This is a genomic window from Cloacibacillus porcorum, assembly GCF_001701045.1.
Classification (GTDB): domain Bacteria; phylum Synergistota; class Synergistia; order Synergistales; family Synergistaceae; genus Cloacibacillus; species Cloacibacillus porcorum.
On record NZ_CP016757.1, the window covers coordinates 2,375,482 to 2,400,197 of the forward strand.

27 protein-coding genes and 2 riboswitches are annotated in these 24,716 nt (G+C 55.9%); of the genes, 7 read left to right on the plus strand and 20 right to left on the minus strand.

What is annotated here, in order from left to right; translation table 11 throughout:
• Nucleotides 1–5: 5 nt before the first annotated feature.
• From BED41_RS10785 to BED41_RS10810, 6 genes are all read right to left on the minus strand, one after another.
• Nucleotides 6–341, minus strand: coding sequence for a hypothetical protein (locus tag BED41_RS10785; RefSeq protein ID WP_066745929.1), 336 nt, complete (start codon nt 339–341; stop codon nt 6–8).
• 74 nt (nt 342–415) lie between these two features.
• A complete protein-coding gene (locus BED41_RS10790) occupies nt 416–730 on the minus strand; it encodes a hypothetical protein (RefSeq protein WP_157102333.1) in 315 nt (104 codons plus the stop codon).
• Nucleotides 636–1,274 carry a CarD family transcriptional regulator gene (locus BED41_RS10795; protein ID WP_066745935.1) on the minus strand — a complete coding sequence of 213 codons (639 nt, stop codon included), beginning with the start codon at nt 1,272–1,274 and terminating at the stop codon, nt 636–638. Before BED41_RS10795 ends, BED41_RS10790 begins: the two co-directional genes overlap by 95 nt.
• 271 nt (nt 1,275–1,545) lie before the next feature.
• Nucleotides 1,546–1,989 (minus strand): Lrp/AsnC family transcriptional regulator, encoded by a 444-nt coding sequence (locus BED41_RS10800; RefSeq protein ID WP_066745938.1) that lies wholly within the window; start codon nt 1,987–1,989, stop codon nt 1,546–1,548.
• Nucleotides 1,990–2,103: 114 nt separating this feature from the next.
• The gene (locus BED41_RS10805) at nt 2,104–3,258 is read right to left on the minus strand and encodes a saccharopine dehydrogenase family protein (protein WP_066745941.1); all 1,155 of its coding nucleotides are present in this window, start codon (nt 3,256–3,258) and stop codon (nt 2,104–2,106) included.
• A gap of 19 nt (nt 3,259–3,277) precedes the next feature.
• Nucleotides 3,278–4,711 (minus strand): alanine/glycine:cation symporter family protein, encoded by a 1,434-nt coding sequence (locus BED41_RS10810; RefSeq protein ID WP_066745943.1) that lies wholly within the window; start codon nt 4,709–4,711, stop codon nt 3,278–3,280.
• A gap of 471 nt (nt 4,712–5,182) precedes the next feature.
• On the opposite strand from BED41_RS10810, the gene BED41_RS10815 reads away from it, so the two are divergent.
• On the plus strand, nt 5,183–5,623 hold the full coding sequence (locus BED41_RS10815; RefSeq protein WP_066745945.1) for a Fur family transcriptional regulator: 441 nt from the start codon (nt 5,183–5,185) through the stop codon (nt 5,621–5,623).
• 58 nt (nt 5,624–5,681) lie between these two features.
• Nucleotides 5,682–6,248: a 6-pyruvoyl trahydropterin synthase family protein gene (locus tag BED41_RS10820; RefSeq protein ID WP_066745947.1), complete on the plus strand. Its 567-nt coding sequence runs from the start codon at nt 5,682–5,684 to the stop codon at nt 6,246–6,248.
• Nucleotides 6,249–6,335: 87 nt separating this feature from the next.
• On the opposite strand, the gene BED41_RS10825 is transcribed toward BED41_RS10820, so the two are convergent.
• From BED41_RS10825 to thiT, 5 genes are all read right to left on the minus strand, one after another.
• Entirely contained in the window at nt 6,336–7,601 is a 1,266-nt protein-coding gene (locus BED41_RS10825) for an argininosuccinate synthase (protein ID WP_066745949.1), read from the minus strand.
• Between the two features lie 419 nt (nt 7,602–8,020).
• On the minus strand, nt 8,021–8,824 hold the full coding sequence (gene surE / locus BED41_RS10830; RefSeq protein WP_066745952.1) for a 5'/3'-nucleotidase SurE: 804 nt from the start codon (nt 8,822–8,824) through the stop codon (nt 8,021–8,023).
• 14 nt (nt 8,825–8,838) lie between these two features.
• Nucleotides 8,839–9,456 carry a site-2 protease family protein gene (locus tag BED41_RS10835; protein WP_066745955.1) on the minus strand — a complete coding sequence of 206 codons (618 nt, stop codon included), beginning with the start codon at nt 9,454–9,456 and terminating at the stop codon, nt 8,839–8,841.
• Between the two features lie 368 nt (nt 9,457–9,824).
• Nucleotides 9,825–10,541, minus strand: coding sequence for a thiamine diphosphokinase (locus tag BED41_RS10840; protein ID WP_066745960.1), 717 nt, complete (start codon nt 10,539–10,541; stop codon nt 9,825–9,827).
• 16 nt (nt 10,542–10,557) lie between these two features.
• Complete coding sequence (thiT, locus tag BED41_RS10845; protein WP_066745963.1) at nt 10,558–11,058, minus strand: energy-coupled thiamine transporter ThiT; 501 nt, start codon at nt 11,056–11,058, stop codon at nt 10,558–10,560.
• A 48-nt stretch (nt 11,059–11,106) separates the two neighbouring features.
• A riboswitch (TPP riboswitch) is annotated at nt 11,107–11,210 on the minus strand.
• A 63-nt stretch (nt 11,211–11,273) separates the two neighbouring features.
• Nucleotides 11,274–11,376: riboswitch (TPP riboswitch) on the plus strand.
• Between the two features lie 54 nt (nt 11,377–11,430).
• On the opposite strand from thiT, the gene thiD reads away from it, so the two are divergent.
• The 4 genes from thiD to thiW are packed head-to-tail and all read left to right on the plus strand — an operon-like array spanning nt 11,431 to nt 14,219.
• Nucleotides 11,431–12,261 (plus strand): bifunctional hydroxymethylpyrimidine kinase/phosphomethylpyrimidine kinase, encoded by an 831-nt coding sequence (thiD, locus tag BED41_RS10850; RefSeq protein ID WP_229712298.1) that lies wholly within the window; start codon nt 11,431–11,433, stop codon nt 12,259–12,261.
• Nucleotides 12,254–12,994 carry a hydroxyethylthiazole kinase gene (gene thiM / locus BED41_RS10855; protein ID WP_066745966.1) on the plus strand — a complete coding sequence of 247 codons (741 nt, stop codon included), beginning with the start codon at nt 12,254–12,256 and terminating at the stop codon, nt 12,992–12,994. The genes thiD and thiM overlap by 8 nt, the downstream gene beginning before the upstream one ends.
• Nucleotide 12,995: 1 nt before the next feature.
• Complete coding sequence (thiE, locus tag BED41_RS10860; protein ID WP_066745969.1) at nt 12,996–13,646, plus strand: thiamine phosphate synthase; 651 nt, start codon at nt 12,996–12,998, stop codon at nt 13,644–13,646.
• 48 nt (nt 13,647–13,694) lie between these two features.
• Nucleotides 13,695–14,219, plus strand: coding sequence for an energy coupling factor transporter S component ThiW (thiW, locus tag BED41_RS10865; protein ID WP_066745972.1), 525 nt, complete (start codon nt 13,695–13,697; stop codon nt 14,217–14,219).
• Nucleotides 14,220–14,342: 123 nt separating this feature from the next.
• On the opposite strand, the gene pepT is transcribed toward thiW, so the two are convergent.
• From pepT to hpf, 5 genes are all read right to left on the minus strand, one after another.
• Entirely contained in the window at nt 14,343–15,578 is a 1,236-nt protein-coding gene (gene pepT / locus BED41_RS10870; protein WP_066745975.1) for a peptidase T, read from the minus strand.
• A gap of 69 nt (nt 15,579–15,647) precedes the next feature.
• Entirely contained in the window at nt 15,648–16,190 is a 543-nt protein-coding gene (locus tag BED41_RS10875) for a YgjV family protein (RefSeq protein WP_066745977.1), read from the minus strand.
• Between the two features lie 67 nt (nt 16,191–16,257).
• Nucleotides 16,258–16,836, minus strand: coding sequence for a dephospho-CoA kinase (gene coaE, locus BED41_RS10880; RefSeq protein WP_066745980.1), 579 nt, complete (start codon nt 16,834–16,836; stop codon nt 16,258–16,260).
• Nucleotides 16,796–18,760, minus strand: a complete 1,965-nt coding sequence (locus BED41_RS10885; RefSeq protein WP_066745984.1) for an ATP-dependent helicase — start codon at nt 18,758–18,760, stop codon at nt 16,796–16,798. The genes coaE and BED41_RS10885 overlap by 41 nt, the downstream gene beginning before the upstream one ends.
• 116 nt (nt 18,761–18,876) lie before the next feature.
• Entirely contained in the window at nt 18,877–19,422 is a 546-nt protein-coding gene (gene hpf, locus BED41_RS10890) for a ribosome hibernation-promoting factor, HPF/YfiA family (RefSeq protein ID WP_066745992.1), read from the minus strand.
• A gap of 266 nt (nt 19,423–19,688) precedes the next feature.
• On the opposite strand from hpf, the gene BED41_RS10895 reads away from it, so the two are divergent.
• A complete protein-coding gene (locus tag BED41_RS10895) occupies nt 19,689–20,858 on the plus strand; it encodes a pyridoxal phosphate-dependent aminotransferase (protein WP_066745995.1) in 1,170 nt (389 codons plus the stop codon).
• Nucleotides 20,859–20,941: 83 nt separating this feature from the next.
• Here the strand turns inward: BED41_RS10895 and radA are convergent, their stop codons facing one another.
• The 4 genes from radA to BED41_RS10915 are packed head-to-tail and all read right to left on the minus strand — an operon-like array spanning nt 20,942 to nt 24,704.
• Entirely contained in the window at nt 20,942–22,294 is a 1,353-nt protein-coding gene (gene radA / locus BED41_RS10900) for a DNA repair protein RadA (protein ID WP_066745998.1), read from the minus strand.
• A gap of 7 nt (nt 22,295–22,301) precedes the next feature.
• A complete protein-coding gene (locus BED41_RS10905) occupies nt 22,302–23,051 on the minus strand; it encodes a PHP domain-containing protein (RefSeq protein ID WP_066746001.1) in 750 nt (249 codons plus the stop codon).
• 4 nt (nt 23,052–23,055) lie between these two features.
• Nucleotides 23,056–23,391, minus strand: coding sequence for a serine kinase (locus BED41_RS10910; protein WP_066746003.1), 336 nt, complete (start codon nt 23,389–23,391; stop codon nt 23,056–23,058).
• Entirely contained in the window at nt 23,388–24,704 is a 1,317-nt protein-coding gene (locus BED41_RS10915; protein WP_066746005.1) for a [Fe-Fe] hydrogenase large subunit C-terminal domain-containing protein, read from the minus strand. Before BED41_RS10915 ends, BED41_RS10910 begins: the two co-directional genes overlap by 4 nt.
• Nucleotides 24,705–24,716 lie beyond the last annotated feature (12 nt).

Here is a 24,716-nt window from a genome sequence, read left to right on the forward strand (position 1 = left end):
ATTTTTCAAAAAGGCACCGCCGAGCACCGGACACGAAGCGGCAGTTGTCTGCCGCGCGCGGAGCTGGACTGCCGTGAACAATGTCGCGGCAGCGGCAGCAGAACGACGACTACGCGCAGCAGCATCACGACAAGGCAGTACAACTCGTTGCCAAGCGCCTGACAGACGCTCTGCGCGATGAGCATATAGGCGGTAAAAATATGGCCGGCGCTGACGACGCGCATCGCGCAGTCACCGATCGAAAGCAGCTCCGCCGAGGCGTCGAAGAAACGCAGTATCGGCAGCGTAAATCGCCATACAAGGAACATACCCGCAAGTACGACCGCCGCGGAGTAAAGCAAGTTGTATCTTTATAGTAAACGCCGCCTGTAAACCGATAGTTTTAAGCGGCGTTTCAATAATTCATCATTCTGTTTTATATATTTTCTTTAAGATATCTCTCGATAAACGGCTCGACCTCTTCCTCGCCTATCCCCAGCGCCTCCGCCAGCTCCGCGTGTAGCAGCCGTTTCGCCCGGTTCCCGTACTCGCCCTCGAGGGTTCCCTCCACTCCGCCGGAACGTTCCTCTCTCCTGAGCCAGCAGGACTTCACGACCTTGAGCCACTGGAGCGGCTCCTTTTTGCCGACCGCCTTTTTATAAAGGTCTATCCTGGCCTTGCCGCTCGGCGCGCTGAAGGCCGTGACATACGGTATCCGCTCGATAAGCTCCAACGCCTCTTCCTTCGTCATTGCGGGCCTCCCTCCTCTCCGTTATATAGTCGACGATGCGTGGTATCACGTTCTCACGGCGCAGGCCGAGGACGAAGGCGAACTCCTCCGTGATCACCCGCTCCGCGTGCGCCAGCACCTTTTCGTCGCAGGAACGAAACTTCCTTCCGCTCTCGCGCATCTCTATCTTATGCAGGTTAAGTATTTTGACGAGCCAGAGAATCTCCACGATCTCTCCGCCCCTCAATATCTGTTCAAAGGCGGCCATACGGCTGTCGTCGTTCTCTATCCACCGGCTGCCAATGTCCTCCGTCTCGTCGATGATCGCCCAAATCTCCCCCTCGGAGAGCAGCGGGCGGATGCGCCTCTCAATATCCTCCATCCCGACGGGAAGATAGAATTTAGCGCCGGAGTCGTAGACGGAGCTCATGACATAATAGAGCCGCTCCTCAAGGCCGCTGAACCTCTCCCGGCGAATATCGTTTATCCGGCAGATCCCGTTTCCGGCATACATCACATAATCACCGACGCAATAATCTCTTTTGCCCACCCCGCAAAGGCTCATTTTCAACCCCTCCCTGTTTCCGCTCATAAATATCTTTCAGCGTATCTTAATTATAGTAGTTACTTATAGTTAAATATAATCTATAAGTAATCATTAACGGTTAAAATAAAACGCGCCGCTCTCCGCAACCGGACTTACGCCACCAGAGAGCCGCACGTTGTACGTTAAATTATAACAATTCATGAAAGAATTTTCAAAGTATGTTTTTTTATTTTATACATACTATATTAACATCTACAAGTTGATCTTACATCAATATTTTATAAATAAACTATAGCGAATCCTCTTTAAGTTTATTTAAAATAAGCATTGTATGAGTCCTTCCTATTTTATACAGTTCATTCAGGAGATCGTCTAACTCCTGGCTGGTTGAAAGATAAACCTCTAGGAGATAGTCATATTCGCCTGAGACAATCCAAAATTGAAAGATACTCTCCATCTGGCTCAACATGTAGGGGACACCGTCACGACAGCGGTCGTCGTGCAGAAGTATAAATACATGTATAGGGTACCCTATCCGGCAGTAGTCAACGGCAGTCTTGTACCCTTGTATCACCCCCCTTTCCTCCATTTTTTTCATACGTTCGAAGACCGCCGGTACAGACAGGTTTACCGCTTCACTCAAATTCTTATAAGAAATTCTTGCATTATCACGTATCTCTTCGATGATTCGCAGGTCTGTTTCATCATAACTCATCTTTATAGGTTTCTTCATAAAAATACCTCCTTACAAAACGGGGCCGCTAATGCTACAAAGATTTTATCGCATTAAACGGCCCCTAGGGGTTTATTTTTACACCTAAATACCAATTAAATCACGGTGTGAAACTCAGTATCGTTTCAAAGTTGTGTGCTGCTCTGTAAAATGCACTCCGTGATAAGCCATCGATTCCATAACATAACGATAAAGAGAATCATTTACCGATAATTTTTCCGGGAATACAAAACCATTGTTGTTAAAGAGAGATTTCATCCAAGCTCTGATAAACGATGTACAACTAAAAGCGGTGCACTTCCCCATCGAGGTGATATTCCTCTCTTCGTCGTATCTATCAACAGTCTCCCACTTAGACTCAACTTCTGCCCCGTCTTTTGTACCCTTTACAACGATACGGAAGAGAGTGAGATCTTTATCTCCTTTAGCCGGCTCCATCTTCCAAAGAGGAGCTAGATGGCTGATAAGATATTCCCTCGGGGTTATCTTCATTCCTTCGAAATCATCTTCGTTCTTGTCGAACATTCCGAGCGCGATCAGGTTCTTTATCTGTTGAATATGACCAGGCCAGCGAATGGTAAATTCAGACATATTTTCCGCCGGTATCGTTTCTGCCAATGTGGCAAGACCATCCGTAAGAAAGGCCTCCAAACCTTCAAGCCCTTCAAAATCAACATTGTGTAAGCAAGACATCGCCTCAACATATTTTTTATTACCATTCTCTATCACCATCGCCGGATCAAGATATTCCTGCAGCGTTTCCTCGAGGCAAAACACCGTCTTATACCCCATTGGAGACTCTTTTTTCTGCGGAATACCACCGACATATATCTTTACATCTTTCACAAAGTCGAGGCCAACACACCCACGGCCAGTAAGAAAATTGGTCATGCCTGGGGCTATACCAATTTTAGGCACATAAAGGGTTTTATTCTCATCCGCAAGCTCTCTGATTTTGCCAAGCAGGACATCGTTCGGTATAGAGCTTATATCAAAAACAGCCTTTCGCTGTTTCAGCGCAGATTCAGCGACGCTGACAGCCAAATTACCCGGTAGGGCAATCACAACCACATCACTAGTTGAAATCAATCCCTCTAGCTTTTTTTCATCAAAGACAGAACCTTGTATCAGTTCTATGTTCATTTCTTTTGAACTGACTCTTTTCAGAGCCGCGTCACTCCCGTCGAAAAGCGTTACGTCGTTTTCCCTGCATAATTCCATAGCGACGATAGAACCGATCATCCCTGCTCCAGTAATCAATATCTTCATAATATATTCACCTCATTAGTTATATTTCTTTGTCATATTTGTAGAAAATCTCTTTTCCCCAAAGAACACGTTTTCCTTCATAATCCTTGAGAATTGCAAGGAATTTTTTCGTGAGAAACAATATTGCAAAAAGATTTACATAGGTTGGAAGAGAGGTAGCTATATCTGAAACTAACCAAACAATCTCCGTCTTTATTCCTATATTTACAATAAATATCGTACTTAGAATTCCCGGCAGTACATAGCACATTCTCATAAGCCTGTCTATTTTAGCGGCAACTTTCGGCTTTGAACGGAACGCGTGTTCCAGAAGCGTTTGGAAATAGCTAGACCAGCTTGTCGAGGTGGTCCACGAAAATAGGAAGGCTACGAAAGCCACAAAATAGAATCCCATAGGTCCCATGCCGGAACGGAAAGATCTCATTGTCAATGTAGCGCCAGCTTCGCCGCTCGACCATTCACCGGTAACGAGAATGACCAAGGCTGTTATAGTGCAGATTACCATTGTATCGACAAAAACCTCAAATATCCCCCACAACCCCTGTTCCACTGGGTGATTCGTCTTTGCAGAGGCATGGGCCATAGGGCTCGCGCCCCATCCCGCTTCGTTGCTAAAGAGGCTGCGCGAGATACCTGTACGTATCGCAAGCAGCAAAGATGCTCCGGCAAAGCCACCTATCGCAGCGCATGGTGTGAAAGCCTTGGCTATGATCAGAGCAAAAACATCCGGCAGCTTATGAACATTTATCGCTATTATGAACAACCCAGCCGCCACATAAAGGATGGACATCAGCGGCAGCATCTTGGCGGCAAAACCAGCAACCTTTTTAAAACCGCCAATAACAACTATCGCACACATAAATCCATAAAAAAGCGAGGTGTATATCTGATTAATACCGAATGCCTCAGTGAGAGCTTCGGAAACGGTAAAATTCTCAAGAGAGATAAAGTACTGGATCATTATCCCCAGCCCAAAGGTCCATGCCAAGGGTATCCAGAGCTTTGTCTTCTTACCAATCCCCTTTTCCATATAAAAGGTCGGACCGCCCCATGTATCGCCGTTAACCTTCTTATCGCGATAATAGACAGCAAGCGTGATCTCCACCAATTTTGTAGCCATTCCAACAATGGCCGTCACCCACATCCAGAAGAGCACCCCAGGGCCGCCAAGAGCAATGGCGCTCGCGACGCCACCGATATTTCCCGTACCGATCGCCCCGGCAATCGCGATGCTTGCCGCCTGATAGGGAGTGACGATCCCGGGAGCCTTTGATAACGACGTATCTTTATCCATATTAAGGCATTGTCTCATAGCTTTACCGAAATATCTTACAGGCCAGAATTTGGTGATCAAAGTAAACCATATTCCTGTTCCAATCAAGCTTATCAGAAGCGACGGCCCCCATAAAATATCCACTAAAGTACTAAGCGTGTTTTCAACTAAAGCCAGCATAAATCCATCCCCCTATAATAATTTTATTTGTATCCTCGGCGTTTATAATATAGGGCAAAAATAAAATAAGGAAAATTATATTTATTCACTAATATTCCATCTTTTCTTAATTATTTTTATGTCAATCGTATGACTTTTTGAAAAATCTGAGGTCATGTGTAAATGATACCCAATCGGTGCAATAACGCGCCGATAGACAAAAATTGAAAATACAAAGTCTGTTATACAGGTATATTTATGAGAAGAATACTACGACCCTGTCAAACAACGATATCACAAAAGCGGATGAGCAGCGGACACATTTCGGCCATTGTCTCCCATACTTTTGTGATGAAGGATAATCTTTGCCAACCTTTGCACAAAGGATAATTAAATTAAAATGATTTCAAGAAATACACTTGACATTACAACAAATAACTATTATAGTTATTTACATATTAAATTCATTATAAATTGTCCGGGTGAATTATGATGGATCAGCAAAAGATCGAGGAATTTCAGGCAATATGCAGACGGAACGGATGGAAATGTACTTCACAGCGGCTCGCGGTTTATGAATTTGTACATGAAAACTATACGCATCCCGGAGTGGATGACGTGTGGAGAAATGTCAGGCAAAATTTGCCGGCAGTGACCAGAGAGAGCGTTTACCGGATATTGAACGAATTCGCGGAGCGCGGGATCATTCAGCGTCTGGACCATATCGACAGTGCGCGTTACGACTGTCAGACGGGGCCGCAGGGACACTTTATCTGCGAGATCTGCGGCGGGATAACAGATTTCGCCTTCCCGGAAGGGGCGTTTCCCTCCGCGGATATGGCCGGCGGAGAGGTGCGTCACGTCGAGCTCAGGCTCAGCGGTATCTGCGGCAAATGCAGACAGGCCATGGAAATGGAAGAAAAGGCAAGATAAACGCGCATACGGGAGCGAAAACCCCGTAAATAATATGGACAAAAGAGGAGACATTATAATGAAAAGCATTGCGAAACTTGACCTGCAGTACGCGCACAGATTCTACGGATTTAAGGGCGAAGCCCAGTATCTTCACGGACATACCGGCATCCTGACTATCGAGGTGGAGGGTTCCGTCAATCCCGGTGTGAATATGGTTTTCCCCTGCAACGAAATCCAGAAAACTGCCTGGGATGTTCTGAAAAATTTTGACCACGCCCTGATCCTGCGGGAAGACGATCCTTTGCTGCCAGCCGTCCTGGACGTTTATGAGAAGCAGGGCATCAGGAACGGCGCGCCAAGCAATACCATGAAGGGTCCTGCCTTTAAGACCGAGCTGGCGACAGCCTATCCAGAGTGTCGGCTCGTCGTCACGAAGGAAACGATGACCGTCGAGGGAATGATCAAGATCGTTTACGATCTGCTGAAGGATAAGCTGAACATCGTCAAGCTGACCTTCTCCAGCGGCGTCAACGAGGCTTCGGAAGAGTACGAACCGCATCTGAACGTAGACCGTTGCCCGCTCTGCGGCATCGCGCTGGACGAAAACGGCGTATGCCCCAAGTGCGGGTACAGGAAGGCATAAGATCCTGCCGCAGCCATAGCCAATCATAAGTGAACTAATAAGGGGACAGGTCTGTTCAGGCCTGTCCCCTTGCCGTTGTACCGCTGTTTATTTGGTCGCGTCTTTGCCCTTCTGCATCACGAGGCTGTCTATCGGGTTGATGTTCTTTTCCTTGTGGGTCTGACGCCAGGTCTTGATCGGCATGCCCCAGATCTTGATGAAGCCGACGGAGGCCGACTGGTCGAAGATATCTCCCGTTGAGTAGGTGGCGAGCGCCTTGCTGTAGACGGAGCTGTCGGACTTCATGCCGTTGACGATGCAGTTGCCCTTGTAGAACTTCATCCTCACGGTGCCGTTGACGGACTTTTGCGTCGAGTCCATGAAGGCCTGTATCGCCTCCATGAGCGGCGAGAACCAGTAACCCTCGTAGGTGAGTTCGGCGAACTTGACCTCCAGCTCTTTTTTGGTCTTTAGCACGTCCTTGGCGAGGGTGATCGTCTCCAGCTTTTTGTGCGCGTGAATGATCGCGAGAGCGCCGGGGCATTCGTAGACTTCGCGGCTCTTGAAGCCGACGAGGCGGTCTTCTACCATATCGATTCTTCCGTATCCGGCCTTGCCGGCCGTCTTGTTCATGAAGTCGATCAGTTCGATGGAGCCCATCTTCTGCCCGTTGATCGCCACGGGAACGCCGCACTCAAACGTTATCTCGACCGTGACCTCCTCGTCGGGAGCGTCCACGGGGTCGACGGTCAGTTTGTAGGCGTCTTTCGGCGGCTCGTTCCACGGATCTTCGAGGATGCCGCACTCAATGGAGCGGCCCCAGAGGTTGTCGTCGATGCTGTAGGGGCTCTTTCTCGTCGTAGGGACGGGAACGTTGTGCGCCGCGGCGTAGTCCATCTCCTCTTCGCGTGAGAAGCCCCAGTCGCGGACGGGCGCGAGGACTTCGATATCGGGATTCAGGGCGTTACAGGCGACCTCGATACGCACCTGGTCCTGTCCCTTGCCGGTGCAGCCGTGGGCGACGGCGACCGCGCCCTCCTTCTCGGCGCACCAGATGAGCGCCTGGGCGATCATCGGACGAGAGAGCGCCGAGTTGAGCGGGTAGACTCCCTGGTATACGGCGTTCGCCTTGAGCGACGGCCAGACAAATGTATCGATGAACGCCTCGCGGAGGTCCACGACATAGGCTTTAGAAGCGCCGGACGAGTAGGCCTTCGCCTTTATCTCCTCCAGGTCGTCCGCCTGCTGTCCGACATGCATTGTGAGCGTGACTACCTCATATCCCTGATCATGAAGCCAGGGGATCGCCACCGATGTGTCGAGTCCGCCGCTGTAAGCCAATACTACTTTTCCCTTTTTTTCCGGTGCCATCATTTGAAACTCCTCCTAAAATTTTCTGTAGATTAAAAAAAGCTCGTCCCTCTTCCTTTCGGAAGAGGGACGAGCAAATTTACCCGCGGTACCACCCTCGTTGACATATTTGTCCACTTCGTTGTGTTATGCTCTGGGGTGCGGAATTGTGATCCTTTCTGCGAAAAGCGCTTTCAGCCGGTGGCGCTTTATCTCTGTCGCCGAGTAATCGAATTCATATCCCCGTCATCGCATATTACTCTATGCGGTAAGGAATCGATTCGTCGTATACGTCTATCTCGCTCGGCGGCCTGCAGATTCACAATAACGCCCTCCCTTCGTGGTGGTCTTAAAAACTTGTGTGGTATTCTATCACGTGAACTTTATTTGTCAACCGGTTGACCAAAAAAATTCAAAATAAACTTTATTCTTTTATTGGTTCATTATTCAGACTTCATTCCCCGGTATATCTCCGCCTCTATTGCTGTCTCTTTCGCGGCGTTGTAAGAGTCAAAGGAGGTCATCTCAAGATGCACGGGGGTGACGGAGACGTATTTATGCGCGACGGCCCAGACGTCGGTGTCTTCGTGCAGCTCGTCGTGGATGCTGCCGCCGACCCAGTAGGCCTCCCCTCCAAAGGGCGTCCTGACGACCGTTATCTTGTCATGATAGCGGCGTTTTCCCTTACGGGTGAGGCGCACGCCGGCGATATCTGCCAGCCTTTCGTTGGGAACGTTGACGTTGTACATGACGCCCTCGGGCAGCGGATGGCCGGCGAGCCAGCGCGCCGTCTGAAGCGCGGTCTCGGCGGCGGTGTCAAAATGTTTTTCCGGCGAAGTTGAACCGCAGACAAGCGAGACGGCCACCGACGGATAGCCGAAAATGAGCCCCTCCATCGCGGCGCAGGCCGTTCCGGAATAGGTAAGGTCGTCGCCGAGGTTCGGCCCGCAGTTGATGCCTGAAAGGACGAGGTCGGGGACGAAATGGAGCACGTCGATGCCCATGATCACGCAGTCCGTGGGCGTGCCGTCGCAGGAGTAGGCGGTGAAGCCGTCCGCGAGCATCTTATTCTCTATCTTTTTGATCTGCAGCGGCCTGTCCATAGTCATCGAATGGCCAGAGGCGCTGCGTTCCCGGTCGGGGGCGACGGCGAGCACTTCGTAACCAGCGGCGTGAAAGGCCTTCGCAAGCGTCTGGATGCCCTCGGCGAAGATCCCGTCGTCGTTCGTTATAAGTATCTTTTTCATCTTTTAAATACCGCCTATATCAGTAATATGCTGAAAAGCAGGGCCATGATCGGGCGCATGATATAGGGGAATACTCCCAGCACCAGCAGGCCGACGATGACGAACATGCCGTAGCGCTCAAGCCAGTAGTAGTATTTCATCCACTGGTAGGGCAGCAGGACGTAGAGTATGCGCGACCCGTCGAGCGGCGGTATCGGGATGAGGTTGAAGGCCGCCAGGCCGAGGTTGATATAGATCATCAGCAGGATGAACTGCCGCGCCCCCCAACTGACGAAGAGTCCGGGGACAAAACGCACGAGCTGCGCGCAGAAGAAGGCCGTCAGCATATTGCCGGCGACGCCCGCAAGGCTTACGATGATGATGTCGCGTTTGGGATGCTTGAAGTAGCGCGTGTCTATCGGCACCGGCTTTGCCCAGCCGAAGCGGAAGAGCAGCAGGCAGAGCGCGCCCAGCGGGTCCAAATGGTCCAGCGGGTTCAGTGAGAGCCGCCCCGCGCGCTCAGCCGTGGTGTCGCCCAGCATCTTGGCGGCGAGGCCATGGCAATATTCGTGAAAGGTGATGGCCCAGAGGACAGCGGGCAGGCTTAAAAGCAGCTCCGATATTCCCTCGGCAGAAAATAGATTTCCCAGCATTTAAACACATCCTTAATTTTTTCTGTCAAAATCACATGAGATATTTTAACACGACAATGCCGTCATACCTATCTGTGTGAAATCAGAATATCTCTTATTCTTCCCCGCGTATATGCGGCAGGGTCTCCGCGCCGTACGGCATGAGGCAGACGGGCCTCTCCAGAGTGCCGCCGCTGAGCCTCTTCACAGCCAAAGTTTATAAGCTCAGCGGGGAGGTTTACTTTAAATTCCACGCCGCCGTATTTCAATGGACGGCACGAAATATTTTTCGCTTCCCCTCCTGCCCCCGCAAAAAAATTTTTGCGCGTTATATTATACAGCCGCCGCCGCGCGGCGAAAGAGAGGCTCTACACAATCCGCGCCGGAGATTACGCTTCGTCCCATACCCAGTAAAAACCGAGCAGGCCGCTTTCGCAGCCGGCACGCACGCGCTGACCGCCGTCAAGTCGGTTGCTTATCGCGTAGGGAAAGCCGAGGCGGAGCACTACCTCGTTAAGGGGCCAGCGGACGCCGGCGATCGATACGCCGGCACAGATATCGGAAAAAGATAAGAGCGAGAGCGCCTTCGGCCTCCGCGCAAAGGTGAAGGCCGCCTCCGCGGGTCCCTCCATGAGGACCAGCCCCTCCCTCTCGTCGGCGATGCAAAATGGAACGTGCGGAGAGGAAAAGTTCAAAAAAGAGAGAATCAGGCTCCATAAATGGTCAAATCTGCCGCCCCAGGCGCCCGTTAAAAATATTTTTTTTACCCGATCTTTATTTTTTTCGCGGAAGATATCGAGCGCCAGCTGAAAATCGGTCAGGTCTTTGTCGCTCTGATACCTCTCTGCGGGAACGCCGTTATCCTCCGCCCAGCGCCAGCTTTCGGCGGAGGCGCTGTCGCAGTCGCCGATAAGACGCCGCGGGATGATCCCCGCGCGGCGGCAGGCCTCTATCCCCCGGTCGACCGCCCACACCTCGCCGCGGAAGGCAAGCTCCGAGAGCCAAAGGGGCGAAGGCTCCCTGCCGCCAAGCACCATCAGCGCGGAATCCGTTTCCGTCCTATTATCCTGCTCTATCGTCACCTGCGGCAGTCTTATCGTCTTCATACGGCGGCACCCTCTTTTATCTGAATTTTTCCAGCCTCGGCATTATTATATATACGAGCGCCATCAGAATGGCAGTCTCGGGAAGCACGCTGCTCCCGTTGTAGAGTATTGAGTAGAGCCAGATATTGGTCCCCTCCGGCGCGTACGAGGCGAAAAACACGACGCCCGAGAGCACCGCCGCGGCAAAGTTCGCAAAACAGGCGCTGACCACGCCGAGCCATTTTTCCCGCTGGAAGAATCCCGCGATCCCGATCAGCCCGCTGGCAACGGGATAGTCAAGCAGCGCCTGTAGCGGATGCACCACGTAGCCGCCGAGCATAAGACGCAGAAGCCCCGTGACCGCGCCGACGAATATTCCGTAGCGCCAGCCGTTCCTGAACGCGAAAATCAGCAGCGGCAGCAGCGTGAGGCTCACGGACCCGCCCTGCGGCATCGAGAAAAGTTTGAAATAGGAGAGCACCACGGCAAGAGCGATGGAGAGGGCCCCCTCGACAAGTATTCTAAGCGGTATTTTCATTGCTGTTTCCTCCAGAGGTCATTATTACACCGGAGATGAAAGAAAAGTTATATGATCTCTCCATCTTCCCTACGACGGCGTTATCCGTATCAGGTTCAAAGGGTCATGACATGCGTCAATTTCTCAGCCTCGCGACTCCCCCGATGTTAAGAATGTTTTAACAACTCGCCCCATCTTTGTCAAGTTGACAGTACCGTTCGTTAGGATGATAATAGCGACGACTCCGGGGGAGCTTAAGAAGCTGAGAGGAAGTTTTTGACTTCGACCCCAGACCTGATCCGGTTAATGCCGGCGTAGGGAGCGAGGCCGAGAAAAGAAAAGATGCCCCGCTCTGATTAGAGCGGGGTTTTTATTTTGAAAAGGGGTATGGCGATGAAATATGGGATATACCGCGGAATAGCGATGACCGTCGCGGGAAGCGACTCCGGCGGCGGCGCGGGGATTCAGGCCGATCTAAAGACCTTCGCGGCTCTGAAGGTATTCGGAACCTCGGCGATAACGGCGCTCACCGTGCAAAATTCTCTCGGGGTGACCGGCATCCATAACGCGCCGCCGGAGATAATCAAGGCGCAGATACTAGCCGTGGGCAGCGACTTCCTGCTCGGCGCGGTTAAGACGGGGATGCTCGGCAACCGCGGGACGATCAGGGCCGTCGCCGAGGGGCTGTCGGAGCTGGGAATAAAAAAGATCGTCGTCGATCCGGTGATGGTGGCCCAGAGCGGGGATTCCCTGCTCGCCGCCGACGCCGTCGATGCGGTGAAGGAGATCATCGTGCCGCTGGCGTTGATAGTCACCCCCAACCTCCCGGAGGCCGAAAAGCTGACGGGGATGAAGATAGAGAGCGTCGAGGAGATGACGGCCGCGGCGCGCGAGATCGCGAAGCTCGGCTGCGGCGCGGTGCTCGTCAAGGGCGGCCATCTCGCGGGCGAGCCGGAGATCATCACGGACGTGCTGCTCGCGGACGGCAAAATCTCGCTGCTGCAGGACAGAAGGATTGAGACGACGGCAAACCACGGCACCGGCTGCACTCTGAGCTCGGCAATCGCCGCGGAGCTTGCCGCCGGTCTCGGACTTGAGGAGGCGGTGGCACGCGCGCGGCAGTACCTACGGGCGGGACTTCACTACGGGGTGACGGCGGGGCACGGCGCGGGCTGCCTCGGACACGCCGTCACCATGCCGTGGACCGAGATCGTTCATGGCTAGGCCTCTCGTCTACCAGATAACGAACGGCGTCTCCGCGCAGCTCCAGGCGGACTGCGTCGCGCTGCTCGGCGGCGCTTCGATAATGTCGCGTCAGATCGCGGAGGCGGGAGAGATCGCCTCCTCCTGCGACGCGCTGCTGATCAACATCGGCACGCCGCCTGACGACGCCCTTGCGCTCTACCGCGCGGCGGCCTCCGCGGCGGCAAAAAACAACGTGCCGATAGTGATAGACCTCGTCGGCTACGGATTCTCAAAATACCGCACGGATATCGCCGACACGCTGCTCGCCGAATTCCGCTTCTCCGTGATAAAGGGCAACGAGGCGGAGATCGGCGCCCTCGGCGGCAGCGGCGCGGCTCCGCGCGGCGTCTCCTGCGACACGGCGGTAAACGGCGCGGCGCGGCTCGTCGAAGCGTGCGCGGAAAAATACGGCTGCACCGTCTACAGCACCGGAGAGACGGACAACATATCAGACGGAAGAGACAGCTTCGTCATTGACGGAGGCTCGCCGCTGCTGCGTGGCACCAGCGGGATCGGCTGCGCGCTCGGCAGCGTGACGGCGCTCTACTGCGCGGGGGAAGGGCCGCTGGAGGCGGCGCGGCGCGCACTGAGGCTCTTCCGCCGCGCGTCGGCGGAGGCCGCGGCGGATGCGGAGGGCCCCTATTCTTTCAGAATAAAATTCATGGACATGCTTGCCGAATACGGCTCTATATTACTGGATGAGGTGAAATGATTTGGCGGCAGACAGGAAAAGACTCGCGGAACAGCTCCGCCTCTATCTGATCTGCGGCGAGGGCGACACGCCTGACGAGGTGCTCAGAAAGACGGCCGCCGCTCTCGAAGGCGGCGTCACCGCGGTACAGCTGCGCGTAAAGAGCTGGACGGGGCGCGAATGTTACAATACGGCGCTGGCGCTGAAAGATCTCTGCCACGCGCACGGCGCGGCGCTGCTGGTCAACGACCGGCTGGATATCGCCCTCGCGGCGGGAGCCGACGGCGTCCACCTCGGACAAAAGGATCTGCCGGTCGGCGCGGCGCGGCAGATCGCGGGGCCGGACTTTATCATCGGCGGCACGGCGCGCACGCCGGAACTCGCGCGCGAGGCCCAACGGCTGGGCGCGGACTACATCGGCTGCGGCGCGGCCTTCGGCACCGCGACCAAGGACGACGCCGTCGTCATCGGCCCGGAGGGCATCAAAGAGGTGCTTGCCGCGGTTGAGATCCCCTCGGTGGCCATCGGCGGCATCGAACTCGCGAACGTCTCCCGGCTCGCCGGCTGCAGATGCAGCGGGATATCGCTCTCCGGCGCGGTGATGAGGGCTGCGGACCCCAGAGAGGCCGCGAAGGCGCTGATGAGAGAGATAGACAAGAGCTTCGGCTGCTGAGGCACGCCGGTAACTTTTTGTAAATTTATTGAACCTGGAGGTAATAAAATGCAGAACGAAGAAAGAAAAAAGCTATTCAAAAGGGCGGTTCTCGCCGGAGCCTTCGCGGCGGCCGGCGTGGTGCTCTCCGTCGTCTCGATCCCCATGGGGCCAACCAAGTGCTTCCCCTTTCAGCACACGATAAACGTGCTCGCGGGGATAATCCTCGGCCCCTGGTGGGCGGTCGGCGCGGCCTTTACGACGAGCGTCATCAGAAACCTGATGGGCACCGGCAGCCTCTTCGCCTTCCCTGGAAGCATGTTCGGCGCGCTCTTTGTCGGCCTCGCGGCTAAGGCCCTGCCCGAAAGATACAAGGTCTGCGCCGCCTGCGCCGAGCCGGTCGGTACGGGCATCGTCGGAGCCTGGGTAGGGGCGAAGGTTCTCGGCCCCATCCTCGGCAAGGGCATCGGCTTCCTCTTCTTCTCCGGCTCCTTCCTCATGAGCTCCGTCCCCGGCGCGGTGATCGGCGCTCTGCTCGTCTACTGCCTGCAAAAGAGGATGGTGCTGACGCGCACCTTCGGGGCGATGATTTAAAAACAACTTCGCCTGACCTCACAACGGCGGACGCCGCCGTCCATAAACGACAGGCGCCGGAGCGCGGGGAATTGATCGCCACCGCTCCGGCGCCTTTAATATTTCAGCGCCGCAGCCCCGCCTTTACCGCTGCCTTTTCCCTATCGACGCGTACGCCTCCGCGATCTTCACCAGCGTCACGACGACCAGCTCCATATCATCGGCGCAGGCGAATTCCAGCCGTCCGTGATGGTTGTGGCTCGCCGTCCCGAGATTAGGGCAGGGCAGCCCCATAAATGAAAGGTTCGCTCCGTCCGTGCCGCCGCGTATCGGGGCGATGAAAGGCTCGCCGCCCGCCGCCCTGACGGCCTCCTTCGCGATATCGATCATGAACGGATATTTTTCGACCACCTCGGCCATGTTGCGGTATGTCTGCGTTATCACCGGCTCCGCGCGGCCCTCGCCGTACCTTTCATTGATGCGGCGCGCCGCCTCACCTATCATATCCTCGCGCGCCCTGAGCCTCCGCGCGTCGTGGTCGCGGAGGATATACCGCTGAAAGGCGCTCTCCACACTGCCGCCGCTCTCGTCGAGAAGGAAAAAGCCCTCGCGCCCCTCGGTATTTTCGGGACGTTCCGCCGCCGGCAGCATCGAGAAAAACTCCATCGCCAGCAGCTGCGCGTTTATCAAAACATTCTTCGCCGTCCCTGGATGGACGCTGCGTCCCGTGAAAGAGACTTGGGCCGACGAGGCGTTGAAATTTTCATAAGATATCTCGCCGAAGCGGCCGCCGTCCACCGTATAGGCGAAGTCGGCGCCGAACCTTTTCAGGTCGAAGTGCTCCGTACCGCGCCCGATCTCCTCGTCGGGAGTGAAGGCTATCACGATCTTGCCGTGCTTGATCGAATCGTCGGCCAGCAGCCGCTCCGCCATCGTCAGGATCTCGGCGATCCCCGCCTTGTCGTCCGCGCCGAGCAGAGTCGTGCCGTCGGTGACGATAAGCCTCTTACCCGCGTAATCCTCCAGAAAGGGAAAATCGGAGACCCTCATGACGATATTTTTATCTTCGCTGAGAAGGATATCACCGCCATCGTAGTCCACCAGGCGCGCCCTGATATCTTCGCAGGGCGAGGCGGGGGAGACGTCCATATGGGCGATAAAGCCAAGGACGGCGGCCTCCGTCTCTATATTCGCGGGAATGGCGGCATAAAGATAGCAGTGCTCGTCGAGGCAAACCTCGGAGAGCCCCATCTCCCGCATCTCCCTCTCAAGCAGCCGCGCCATATCCCAGATGCCCGGCGCGCTCGGGCTGCCCGCGCCCTTTTCGTCGGAGGCGCTGGCGATACGCACATATTGAAGCAGACGTTCATACGCTTTCATTATTCCTTTTCCTTTCTTATTCCCGTAATAAACCGCAGGCGCCGCCGCCTTTCCGGCAGGGACCGCACCTTAGCCGTTACCGGCGCTCTCGTCCACGTCGAGAGCCTTCAGCCCGTAGCGGAATATGGAGATCATTATCGAGGATATCGCAAAAAGCTCGCAGAGCACGCCGGACCATGATCCAGCGTGCGCGTCGTAGACGAGCCAGAAGGGCGAACTGACAAACATATTCGCCAGCCTGATCTTCTTGCCGTTGGTGCTCCACATCGCCGAGGTGGTGACGATCATCGCGGCGCAGGGCAGCAGGCTGAATGCGTCCGTCCAGGTCACAAAACAGCCGGCGGCGAAGAGGCCGATAAAAAGCCACAGCCACAGCGGGCTGCGGGCCCAGCGTTTTTTAGCGTTGAAGAGAATGACGCCGCGCAGCAGCGCGATAAAAAGGGTCGTCGCGCCGGAGAGGGCTCCCAGCATAAAAAAGTGGATGATATAGAGCAGATGTCCGCAGATCTGCATCCCAAAAAGACGGTGCGACGTCTTGCACTGATATGCTCCGATGAGCATCGCCGCGCCGCCAAACCCTATAGCCTGTGCCAGTATATAATGACAGTCCATTTACAGCCCGTCTCCGGCTGTCATATTCCGCCGCCGAAAGCGGGCGCGGCGTAAAATAGGACCACTCTCACAGCGAGGCCAACTTTGCGCCCAATTCCCGCGCCTTCTCCCGCCACTGTTCCTCCGTGCCGTCGTTTACCAGGACAAAGTCGGCCCTGGCCATCTTCTCTTCGCTCGGCAGAAGCCTGTTCTCACGACGGGAGACCTCTTCGGCGTTCCAGCTGCGCTTCGCGTTGCGTTCGACGCGCTTCTCGAAGGGGGCGGCGGCGTAGACCACATAATCGAGCCAGCCGTCGTATCCGGCCTCGTAGAGCAGAGGTATCTCCACCACCACCCAGCCTCCGGCCCCGTCCGCCATCTCCTTTATCTCATCCATCGTCCTCTTGTGCAGCAGCTTCGAGGCGAAGCGGTATTCCTCTTCGTCGGTGAATATCTTCGCGGCGATCTTCGCCCACAACTCCCTGTGCGGCGCGTTGAAAAAACCGGCGCCCCAACGCTTTTCCGCCTCTCTCTGTATCTGCGGGTCGTCCCATAGAGAGCGCGCGACGCTGTCAGAATCTATAACGCGCGCCCCCATCGCGGCCCACTCTTTACAGAGCGTGCTCTTACCAGCGCCAACGTCGCCCGTTAGCCCTATTGTCGGCATGATAGCCGCCTCCCTGCGCGTCGTCTGTAAATTCTTTGACATCTTTCGGTATCTCGCCGAGGAAACGCGACATCGGATTGCGCTGGATGCCGCCAAAGAGCAGGCGGCTCGAGGCGCAGCTGATGTAAAGCTGCTCCCGCGCGCGCGTCATCCCGACATAGCAGAGACGCCGCTCCTCCGCGATATCGCCCTCGCCCGTGACGGAGCGGGCGCTCGGGAAGATACCCTCCTCAAGCCCGATGAGGAAGACCACGGGGAACTCAAGGCCCTTCGCCGCGTGCAGCGTCAGCATGTTGACGGAGTCCTCCATGCCTTCGGGCGAATCCTGGTCGGTTATCAGCGGTATTTCCGTCAGAGCCTGCGTAATGTCGCTCTCCGGCGAGACGATGGAAAGAATTTCCATCACGTTCTCCACGCGCTCCTCCCAGTCGTCAGGATACTCGTCGCGCAGATACTTTTCGTATCCGTTTGAGTCGATGATCGTGCGCACCGCCTCGCCGATGTTGTCCTCGTTCGCGAGGATCGCGAGCATGTCGGAGGCGAGCGCCTTCGCGCCGCCACCCTGCTTGCCCTTGAGGCCGCCGCCGTTCGCGAGGACCGATTTCCACAGCTCCTCCGCACCGGCGGACTCCAGCGCCGCGATCGCCTCGCCCAGCAGCTCTACACTCTTTTTTCCGAGCCCGCGCGTCGGAATGTTGGCAACGCGCGCCAGCGAAATGGCGTCGCGCGGATTGACGGCGAGACGCAGCATCGAGAGGGCGTCCTTGACCTCGGCGCGCTCGTAGAAGGCGACGCCGCGGATGACGCGGTAAGGTATCGAACGCTCCAGCAGCGCCTGCTCCATACCGCGGCTCAGGACGTTCATACGGTAGAGGATCGCCATCTCCCCGTAGGCATAGCCGTCGTCGTGCAGCGACTCGATCTTTTTCGCGATCCACTCCGCCTCGTCCGAATCCTTGAAGCTCCGCCGCACATTTATCAGCCGCCCGCGCTCGGCGGCGGTCCAGAGATCCTTCGGGTGGCGGTCGTCGTTGTTCTTTATCACGCCGTTAGCCCCGTCAAGGATATTCCCCGTCGATCGGTAATTCTGGTCCAATATCGTCATCTTCGAGCCCTTAAAGTCGCGCTCAAAGTTAAGGATCATCGCCATCTCCGCGCCGCGCCAGCCATAGATAGACTGATCCGGGTCGCCGACGACCATTATCTTGCGTCCGTCGTCGACCAGACAGCGCAGCAGGAGATACTGCGGATGGTTCACGTCCTGATACTCGTCGACAAGCACCCAGTCCAGGCGCGAACGCTCGTGTTCGAGCACCTCGCGGTTGGTGGCGAGGATGTGCAGCGGCATCACCATCAGGTCGTCGAAGTCGAGAGCGCCCTGCATTTTCAGTTGTTTTTGGTAGGTGTCGTAGAGGGTGCGCCAGCGATCCGATATCTTAGGCTCGCGCGACACGGGGTTCGCCTTCGTCTTGGCCTGCGATATCATGTCGAGCGCCGCGGACATCTCCAGCTTCTTCGGGTCTATGTTCAGCTCCGCCATCGCCCGCTTGACGACCGCTTTGGTGTCCCCGCGGTCAAAGATCACGAACGGATAGGGATGTCCGAGCTTCTGAAGCGCCTCCGAATAGCGGTGCAGAAACCTCAGCCCGTATGCGTGGAAGGTCGATATCTCCAGCCCCTGTAAATTACCGTCGAGGATCGCCTCGGCCCGGCTCTTCATCTCGCGCGCCGCCTTGTTCGTAAAGGTGAGCGCGAGTATGCGCCAGGGGCGGATATTCTGTTCCTGTATAAGGTAGGCGATCTTCGTCGTAAGCACCTTAGTTTTGCCGCTGCCCGCGCCCGCAAGCACGACCTGAGGCCCGTCGCAGTAAGTCACGGCCTCGCGCTGGCGCGGATTGAGCGATTCTATCATTTCACAAACCATGAGCCACACGTCCTTAATAAAATATAAATTAACTTAACCCTTATGGCGGACGAGGTCAAGAGCAAACAAAAAATCCCCTCGAGAGAGGGGATCCGGTAACCGTAAAAGTATAGCCTTTATCTGGGTTCGAGCAGGCCGTAGCCGCCCTCTTCCCTGCGGTAGACGACGTTGATCGCGCCCGTCTCGTCGTTTTTGAAGAGGAAGAACGAATGGCCCAGCAGATCCATCTGCATCGTGGCCTCGACCGGCGTCATGACGTCCACCGTGAATTTCTTTCTTTTTACGATTTCACGCACCGGCTCGTCTCTATCCGTCGCCGGGGCCGGGATAAGCTCAGGGTCGATATCGAAGGAAATATCCTGTACCTTCATGCGGACCTTGTCGGTGAGGTAGCTCTTATGTTTTTTCACCTGGCGTTCGATATTCTTAAGCGCCTTGTCAAAGGCTTTGCGAAGGTCAGGGGCGTAATCCTCTCCGCGCATTACGACTCCGTTTACATTTGAGGTGATCTCAACCACGTTCATTCCTCTTTTGTAGTTGAGCGCGACCTGAGTGTCCAGGATACGGTCAAAGAACTTTTCGATCTTGAAAAGCTTCTTCTCCATATAATCCTTAATATCTCCGGGGAGTTCAACATTGCGCGTGACAAAACGTACCTCCATAGCAACTCCTCCATTCGTATGGTGCTTTATATTACTGTTACTGACATTATTCTAGCATGATATCCAAATAGGCTCAAATGTGCAAATTGTGTAAATATTAGTCACATTAGTAATGCCAAAAGGTTTATATTTAACCATACCGCAACTTAAAATAGGTAAAAAACAATAGTGGCACAGGACAGGCTTTAGTATTATAATATCTGCACTTTATGCGTTTCTTAATTCAGAACTGCATTATTGCCATTTAAAGAATGGAGGTCATAAAAGTGAAGTTTTCTAAGAGGATACTGAACATCCAGCCATCGGCGACCCTGAGCATTTCCGGCAAGGCGAAGACCATGAAGGCCGAGGGCAAGCCCGTCATCTCCTTCAGCGCGGGAGAGCCCGACTTTAATTCGCCGAAGTCCGCCCGCGAGGCGGGGATCGACGCGATCAACCGCGGCGAGTCGCACTACACGCTGAACCCCGGCATAATAGAGCTGCGCCAGGAGGTATGCAGCTACTATAAGAGGCGCTTCGGCCTTGACTACACTCCGGCGGAGGTCATCATCGCTCCCGGCGCGAAGCCCCTTCTCTACGAAGCGCTGCAGGCGCTCGTCGACGAAGGCGACGAGGTTATCCTCTTCGCTCCCGCGTGGGTCAGCTACGTCGAGCAGCTGCACATGGCCGGCGGTGTGGAAAAGGTCGTCGATACCATCGCGACCGGACTGCTGCCGACGAGGGAAAGCCTTCTCGCGGCCATCGGCCCGAAGACGGTGGGGCTCATCCTCAACTCCCCCTCGAACCCCACGGGCGCCATATACCCCGAAGAGACGATGAAGATGATCGCCGAGGTCGCGAAGGAAAAGGACCTCTGGATAATCTTTGACGAAATATACGAACGTTTTGCCTACGCCCCCGCAAAGCACGTGAACATCCTCAACGTCGCTCCCGAGATTAAAGACCGCGTGCTGATAATAAACGGCGTCAGCAAAGCCTATGCGATGACCGGCTGGCGTATCGGCTACGCGCTCGGCCCCAAAGAGATCATCGCTAAGATGAGCACGCTGCAGACGCACCTCACCTCCAACGCCTGCTCGATCGCCCAGTGGGCGGCCTGCGGCGCAGTCAAAGAGGCCGACGCTGACGTCGACGCGATGCGCGACGAGTTCGCGAAGCGCCGCCGCGTCATCGTCGATCTCATCCGCGAGATGCCCTACGTCTCGGTAAAAGAGCCTGAGGGAGCCTTCTATGTCTTCGTCGACATCCGCAAGTGCCCTATCCCCGACGACATGGAATTCTGCGAGAGGCTGCTCAACGAAAAGTACGTCGCCGCAGTTCCCGGCACGGCCTTCTTCGCCCCCGGGTTCCTGCGCCTCTCCTATGCCTGCTCGATGGAAAACATTAAAGAGGGTATGGCGCGAATGAAGGAATTTTTGGAAGGTCTCAAAAAATAACAGGGTAACCTATAACGGACGAAAAGAGCCTGCGCGGTCCGCGCGGGCTCTTTTTTAACGTCAATTATTTTTAACGGCGGCCGCTACCGCTTCAGGAACAGATCGACGATCTCGCGCAGCGAGGAAATTTTCAACACCTCGATCGGATAACTCTCCTTCGGCGTGCGGCGGCTTATCACCGCGCGCGTGAAGCCAAGGCGCGCCGCCTCCTTTACGCGCATCAGCGTGCGTCCCGCGGGACGCACCTCCCCCGCAAGGCCGACCTCGCCGATGAAACAGACGTCCGAGGGGAGCTCGATATCCATGACGGCGGAGGCCAGAGAGGCGCATATCCCCAAATCGGCCGCCGGGTCCTTGAGCTGCAGTCCGCCGGCGACATTCAGATAGATGTCGCTCGTGCGCGAGGGAATGCCGCAGCGACGCTCGAGCACCGCGAGAAGAAGCTGCAGACGACTGACGTCGATACCGCGCGCGGTACGCTTCGGATAGGGGAACGGCGTGACGCAGCCGAGCGCCTGTATCTCCGCCGCAAGGGCGCGGGAGCCCTCCAGCACCATTGAGATCGAAACCCCGGAGCTGCCAAGATCGGTGCCGTTCCAATAGAGCCTGCTGGGGTCGTTCACCGCGGTCAGGCCGCGCTCCGACATCTCAAATATCCCCAGCTCCTCCGTGCTGCCGTAACGGTTCTTCTCCGCCCGCAGCAGGCGGTTCGGCGAGTTTTGCTCGCCGGAGAAGAGCAGCACCACGTCGACAAGGTGTTCAAGCAGCTTTGGCCCCGCGATCTGCCCCTGTTTTGTGATGTGGCCGACCAGTACCGTCGGTATGCCGCAGCGTTTCGCCGTCTCGACGGCCATCGCGGCGACGCCCTTGACCTGATTCGGCGAACCGGCCCAGCCGCTTTCGCTGTCGGCGCGGAAGGCCTGCACACTGTCTATAACCATAAATTTATAGCCGTGGTTTTCCGCCGCTGCGAGCGACGAGGGCAGATCGCTCTCACAGAGCAGATCCAGCCCCTGCGTCATAAGCCCGAGCCTCCGGCCGCGCAGCGCCAGCTGTCCAGATGATTCTTCGCCGGATATGTAGAGCACGCGGCTGCCGCGCTTCGCCATCTCGGCGCAGACCTGTAACAGGAGGGTGGACTTCCCCACCCCCGGTTCGCCGCCAAGTAGCGTAACGCCGCCCTGTACCCAGCCGCCGCCCAGCACGCGGTCCAGCTCATCAATGCCGGAGAGTATCCGCTCCTGCTCCTCGACCTCAAGCCCGGATATGGGAACGGCGGCCTTCGCCGCCGCCACAAGCCCGCCCTTGACCGTCTGTATGGGAGTGTCATCCTCCATCGTGCCCCAGGAACCGCATTTCGGACAGCGCCCCATCATCGTCGTGCTGCGGTATCCGCACTCAGAGCACTTGTAACTATTTATCTCTTTTTTTGCCATTCCTATATTAACCCCACGGCCACGAAATACGCCGGCCGTCCTCTCCGCGTATAGCTTTTTTTATCTCTTCAAAGGTAGGCTCCTCGAGCATCATCTTCGTGCAGTTGGCGCGCGACAACGTCTCCAGCATGTGCGAGTCGGATGACCTTATAAAGGCGCGCTCCGGATATTGTTCACGCCACTTTTGCGCCTCGTCGTGGTTGAGGCGGCAGGAGAGCTCGAAGGCGTCGGCCGGATAATCCTCCGGCATCGGCCCCAGCGCCGCCGGATACGAAAAGGCCGGACGGTCCACATGGGCGAGAATCGCGAGGCCGCCCATCTCCTTCGTCTTGGCGACGATCTGGTCGACTTCGTAGCCCGCGCCCTGGATGAGGAAGGTCTCCTCCTCCTTCACGATCTCGTTGTTCGCGTCCACGACGATCTGATAGCCAAAATGCTCGACGTCGTTGGGAATCGGGCGGATGCGCTGCCAGAGCCATTCCTTATAGGTGAAGGCCGTATCGTAATCGGGAAAGACGCAGAGTATATGGATATCTTCCGCGCTCTGAGTTTCGATACAGGGAAGCACGACGGGCGAACCCGCCGCGGCACCATATATACCGGGAAAATTCTCACAGGTATTGTGGTCGGCGATGCCGATGACGTCCAGCTTCGCCGCGCGCGCCTGTTCGACAATCTCCGGGGCCCCCATTTCAAGCTCTCCGCAGGGGGAGAGCAGCGTGTGTATATGAAGGTCTACCCAAAAGGGTTTCAGCAAGACTCTATCCCTTTACTCCCAGCGCGCTGAGTTTCGCGCAGACCTCATAGAGGCTCTCCGGCACGGAGAGTATCGTTATGTTTTCCGTCTCGCAGCGTTCGATGAGATCCTCCGGCGCGCGGCGGCCCGAGGCGATGATGATCATCGGCAGGTCCTTAAGCACCGCGACGGCGGCGACATTCAGGTGCGCCTGGATCGTAACCCACAGCGAGCCCTCCTGGGCGACGCCCATTATAAAGCTCAGCAGATCACCGGCTATCGCCTCAGTGACCTCGCGTCCGCCGTCTCCACTGCACTGCCGTTCACCGCCCAGCGCCGCGCAGATATCGTCTATCGTCAATTCGCTCCACCCTTTCTCTTCAATGTCTGAGGCTGTGATTCCGAAAGAATCACGATCTTATTGGCCAGCGAGGCGATACCCTCGCGAAGCTTGAAGATGCAGTCGGTGACCGAGCCGTGGCCGCGCACGATCTCCTCGGCCATCGCCTGGCAAGAGGGACGCCCGCAGGAGCCGCAGTCGATATGCGGCAGCCCGGAATATATCTCCTTCATCTGCTGGAGCTTCACCATCGCGTCCGCCACATTGTCGGAGAGCGGCAGGCGCGGGCGCGGCAGATATTCTTTGGTGATGGACCAGAAATCCATCGCGTAGAGCTCTTCAACGCGCCGCAGGTCTTTCGGCGTTATATTCCAGCGGGTCTCCATGTTATTAAGTCTAAGGTTGGCGAGGAAGCGCGAATCGGCTGTGCCGATGCCGCCGACGCAGCCCGTATCACAGACGCGGCATTCGATAAAGTCCACCGAACGCAGCCTTCCGAGCTCGAGCTCCTGCAAAACGTCTATAGTGTTCCTCATGCCGGAGACGGCAAGCATCGTCAGCTTCTTTTCGGAAAACGCCTGAATATGGCGGGCTTCGCCGCCGCGGCGCGCCCACTGCACCCAGCGGTTGTTGCGCTCTTTCAGCGCCTGTCCGGCGCCCAGCGAGACATTGCTCGCCATGATGCTGCGCGCCACCCGGCGTACCGTGACTGCATGGTCTATCGGCGAACGTTCGCGTCCCTGAGGCTCCTTGATCATCGTGATCTTTGAAGAGCAGGGCGCAAGCAGCGTTACGGGCACACTGCTGTTAGTCCTCATGCGCCAGAGGTCGGCCCCCAGCTCAAGCGGAGAACATATATGTACGACCCTCGACAGCAGCTCGGGGAAACGCGACTGTATAAGCCGCAGCACGGAGGGGCAGTAGCAGGATATGAGCGGGAGCGAAGAGCTCGGCGTGCGCGCGATCATCTGCGCGCTCGCGTAGGCGCAGAGATCGAAAGCCTCTTCCACCTCGTCGATCAGTACGTTGAAATCAAGGGAGCAGAGGACCTCTTCAAGCTGGGACGGATTCATGTAATGGCTGAACTGCGAGAAAAAAACGGGGTCGGGGACCAGTGAAACCCGTGAGGTTTCCTTTAGGCGGTTCCAGTCATCCTCCTCTATGCCGAGTGCCTGCCGATGGCAGGAACGTAAACATTCGCCGCAGTCGATGCATAACTCCCCGATAATGCTGATCTCACCGTCAACGATTCGGATGGCTTCGGCTGGACATACCCTGATGCAGTTTACACATCCCTGGCACGCCTCTCTGGAGATTTTAACGCTGTGGAGCATTGGCACTCACCC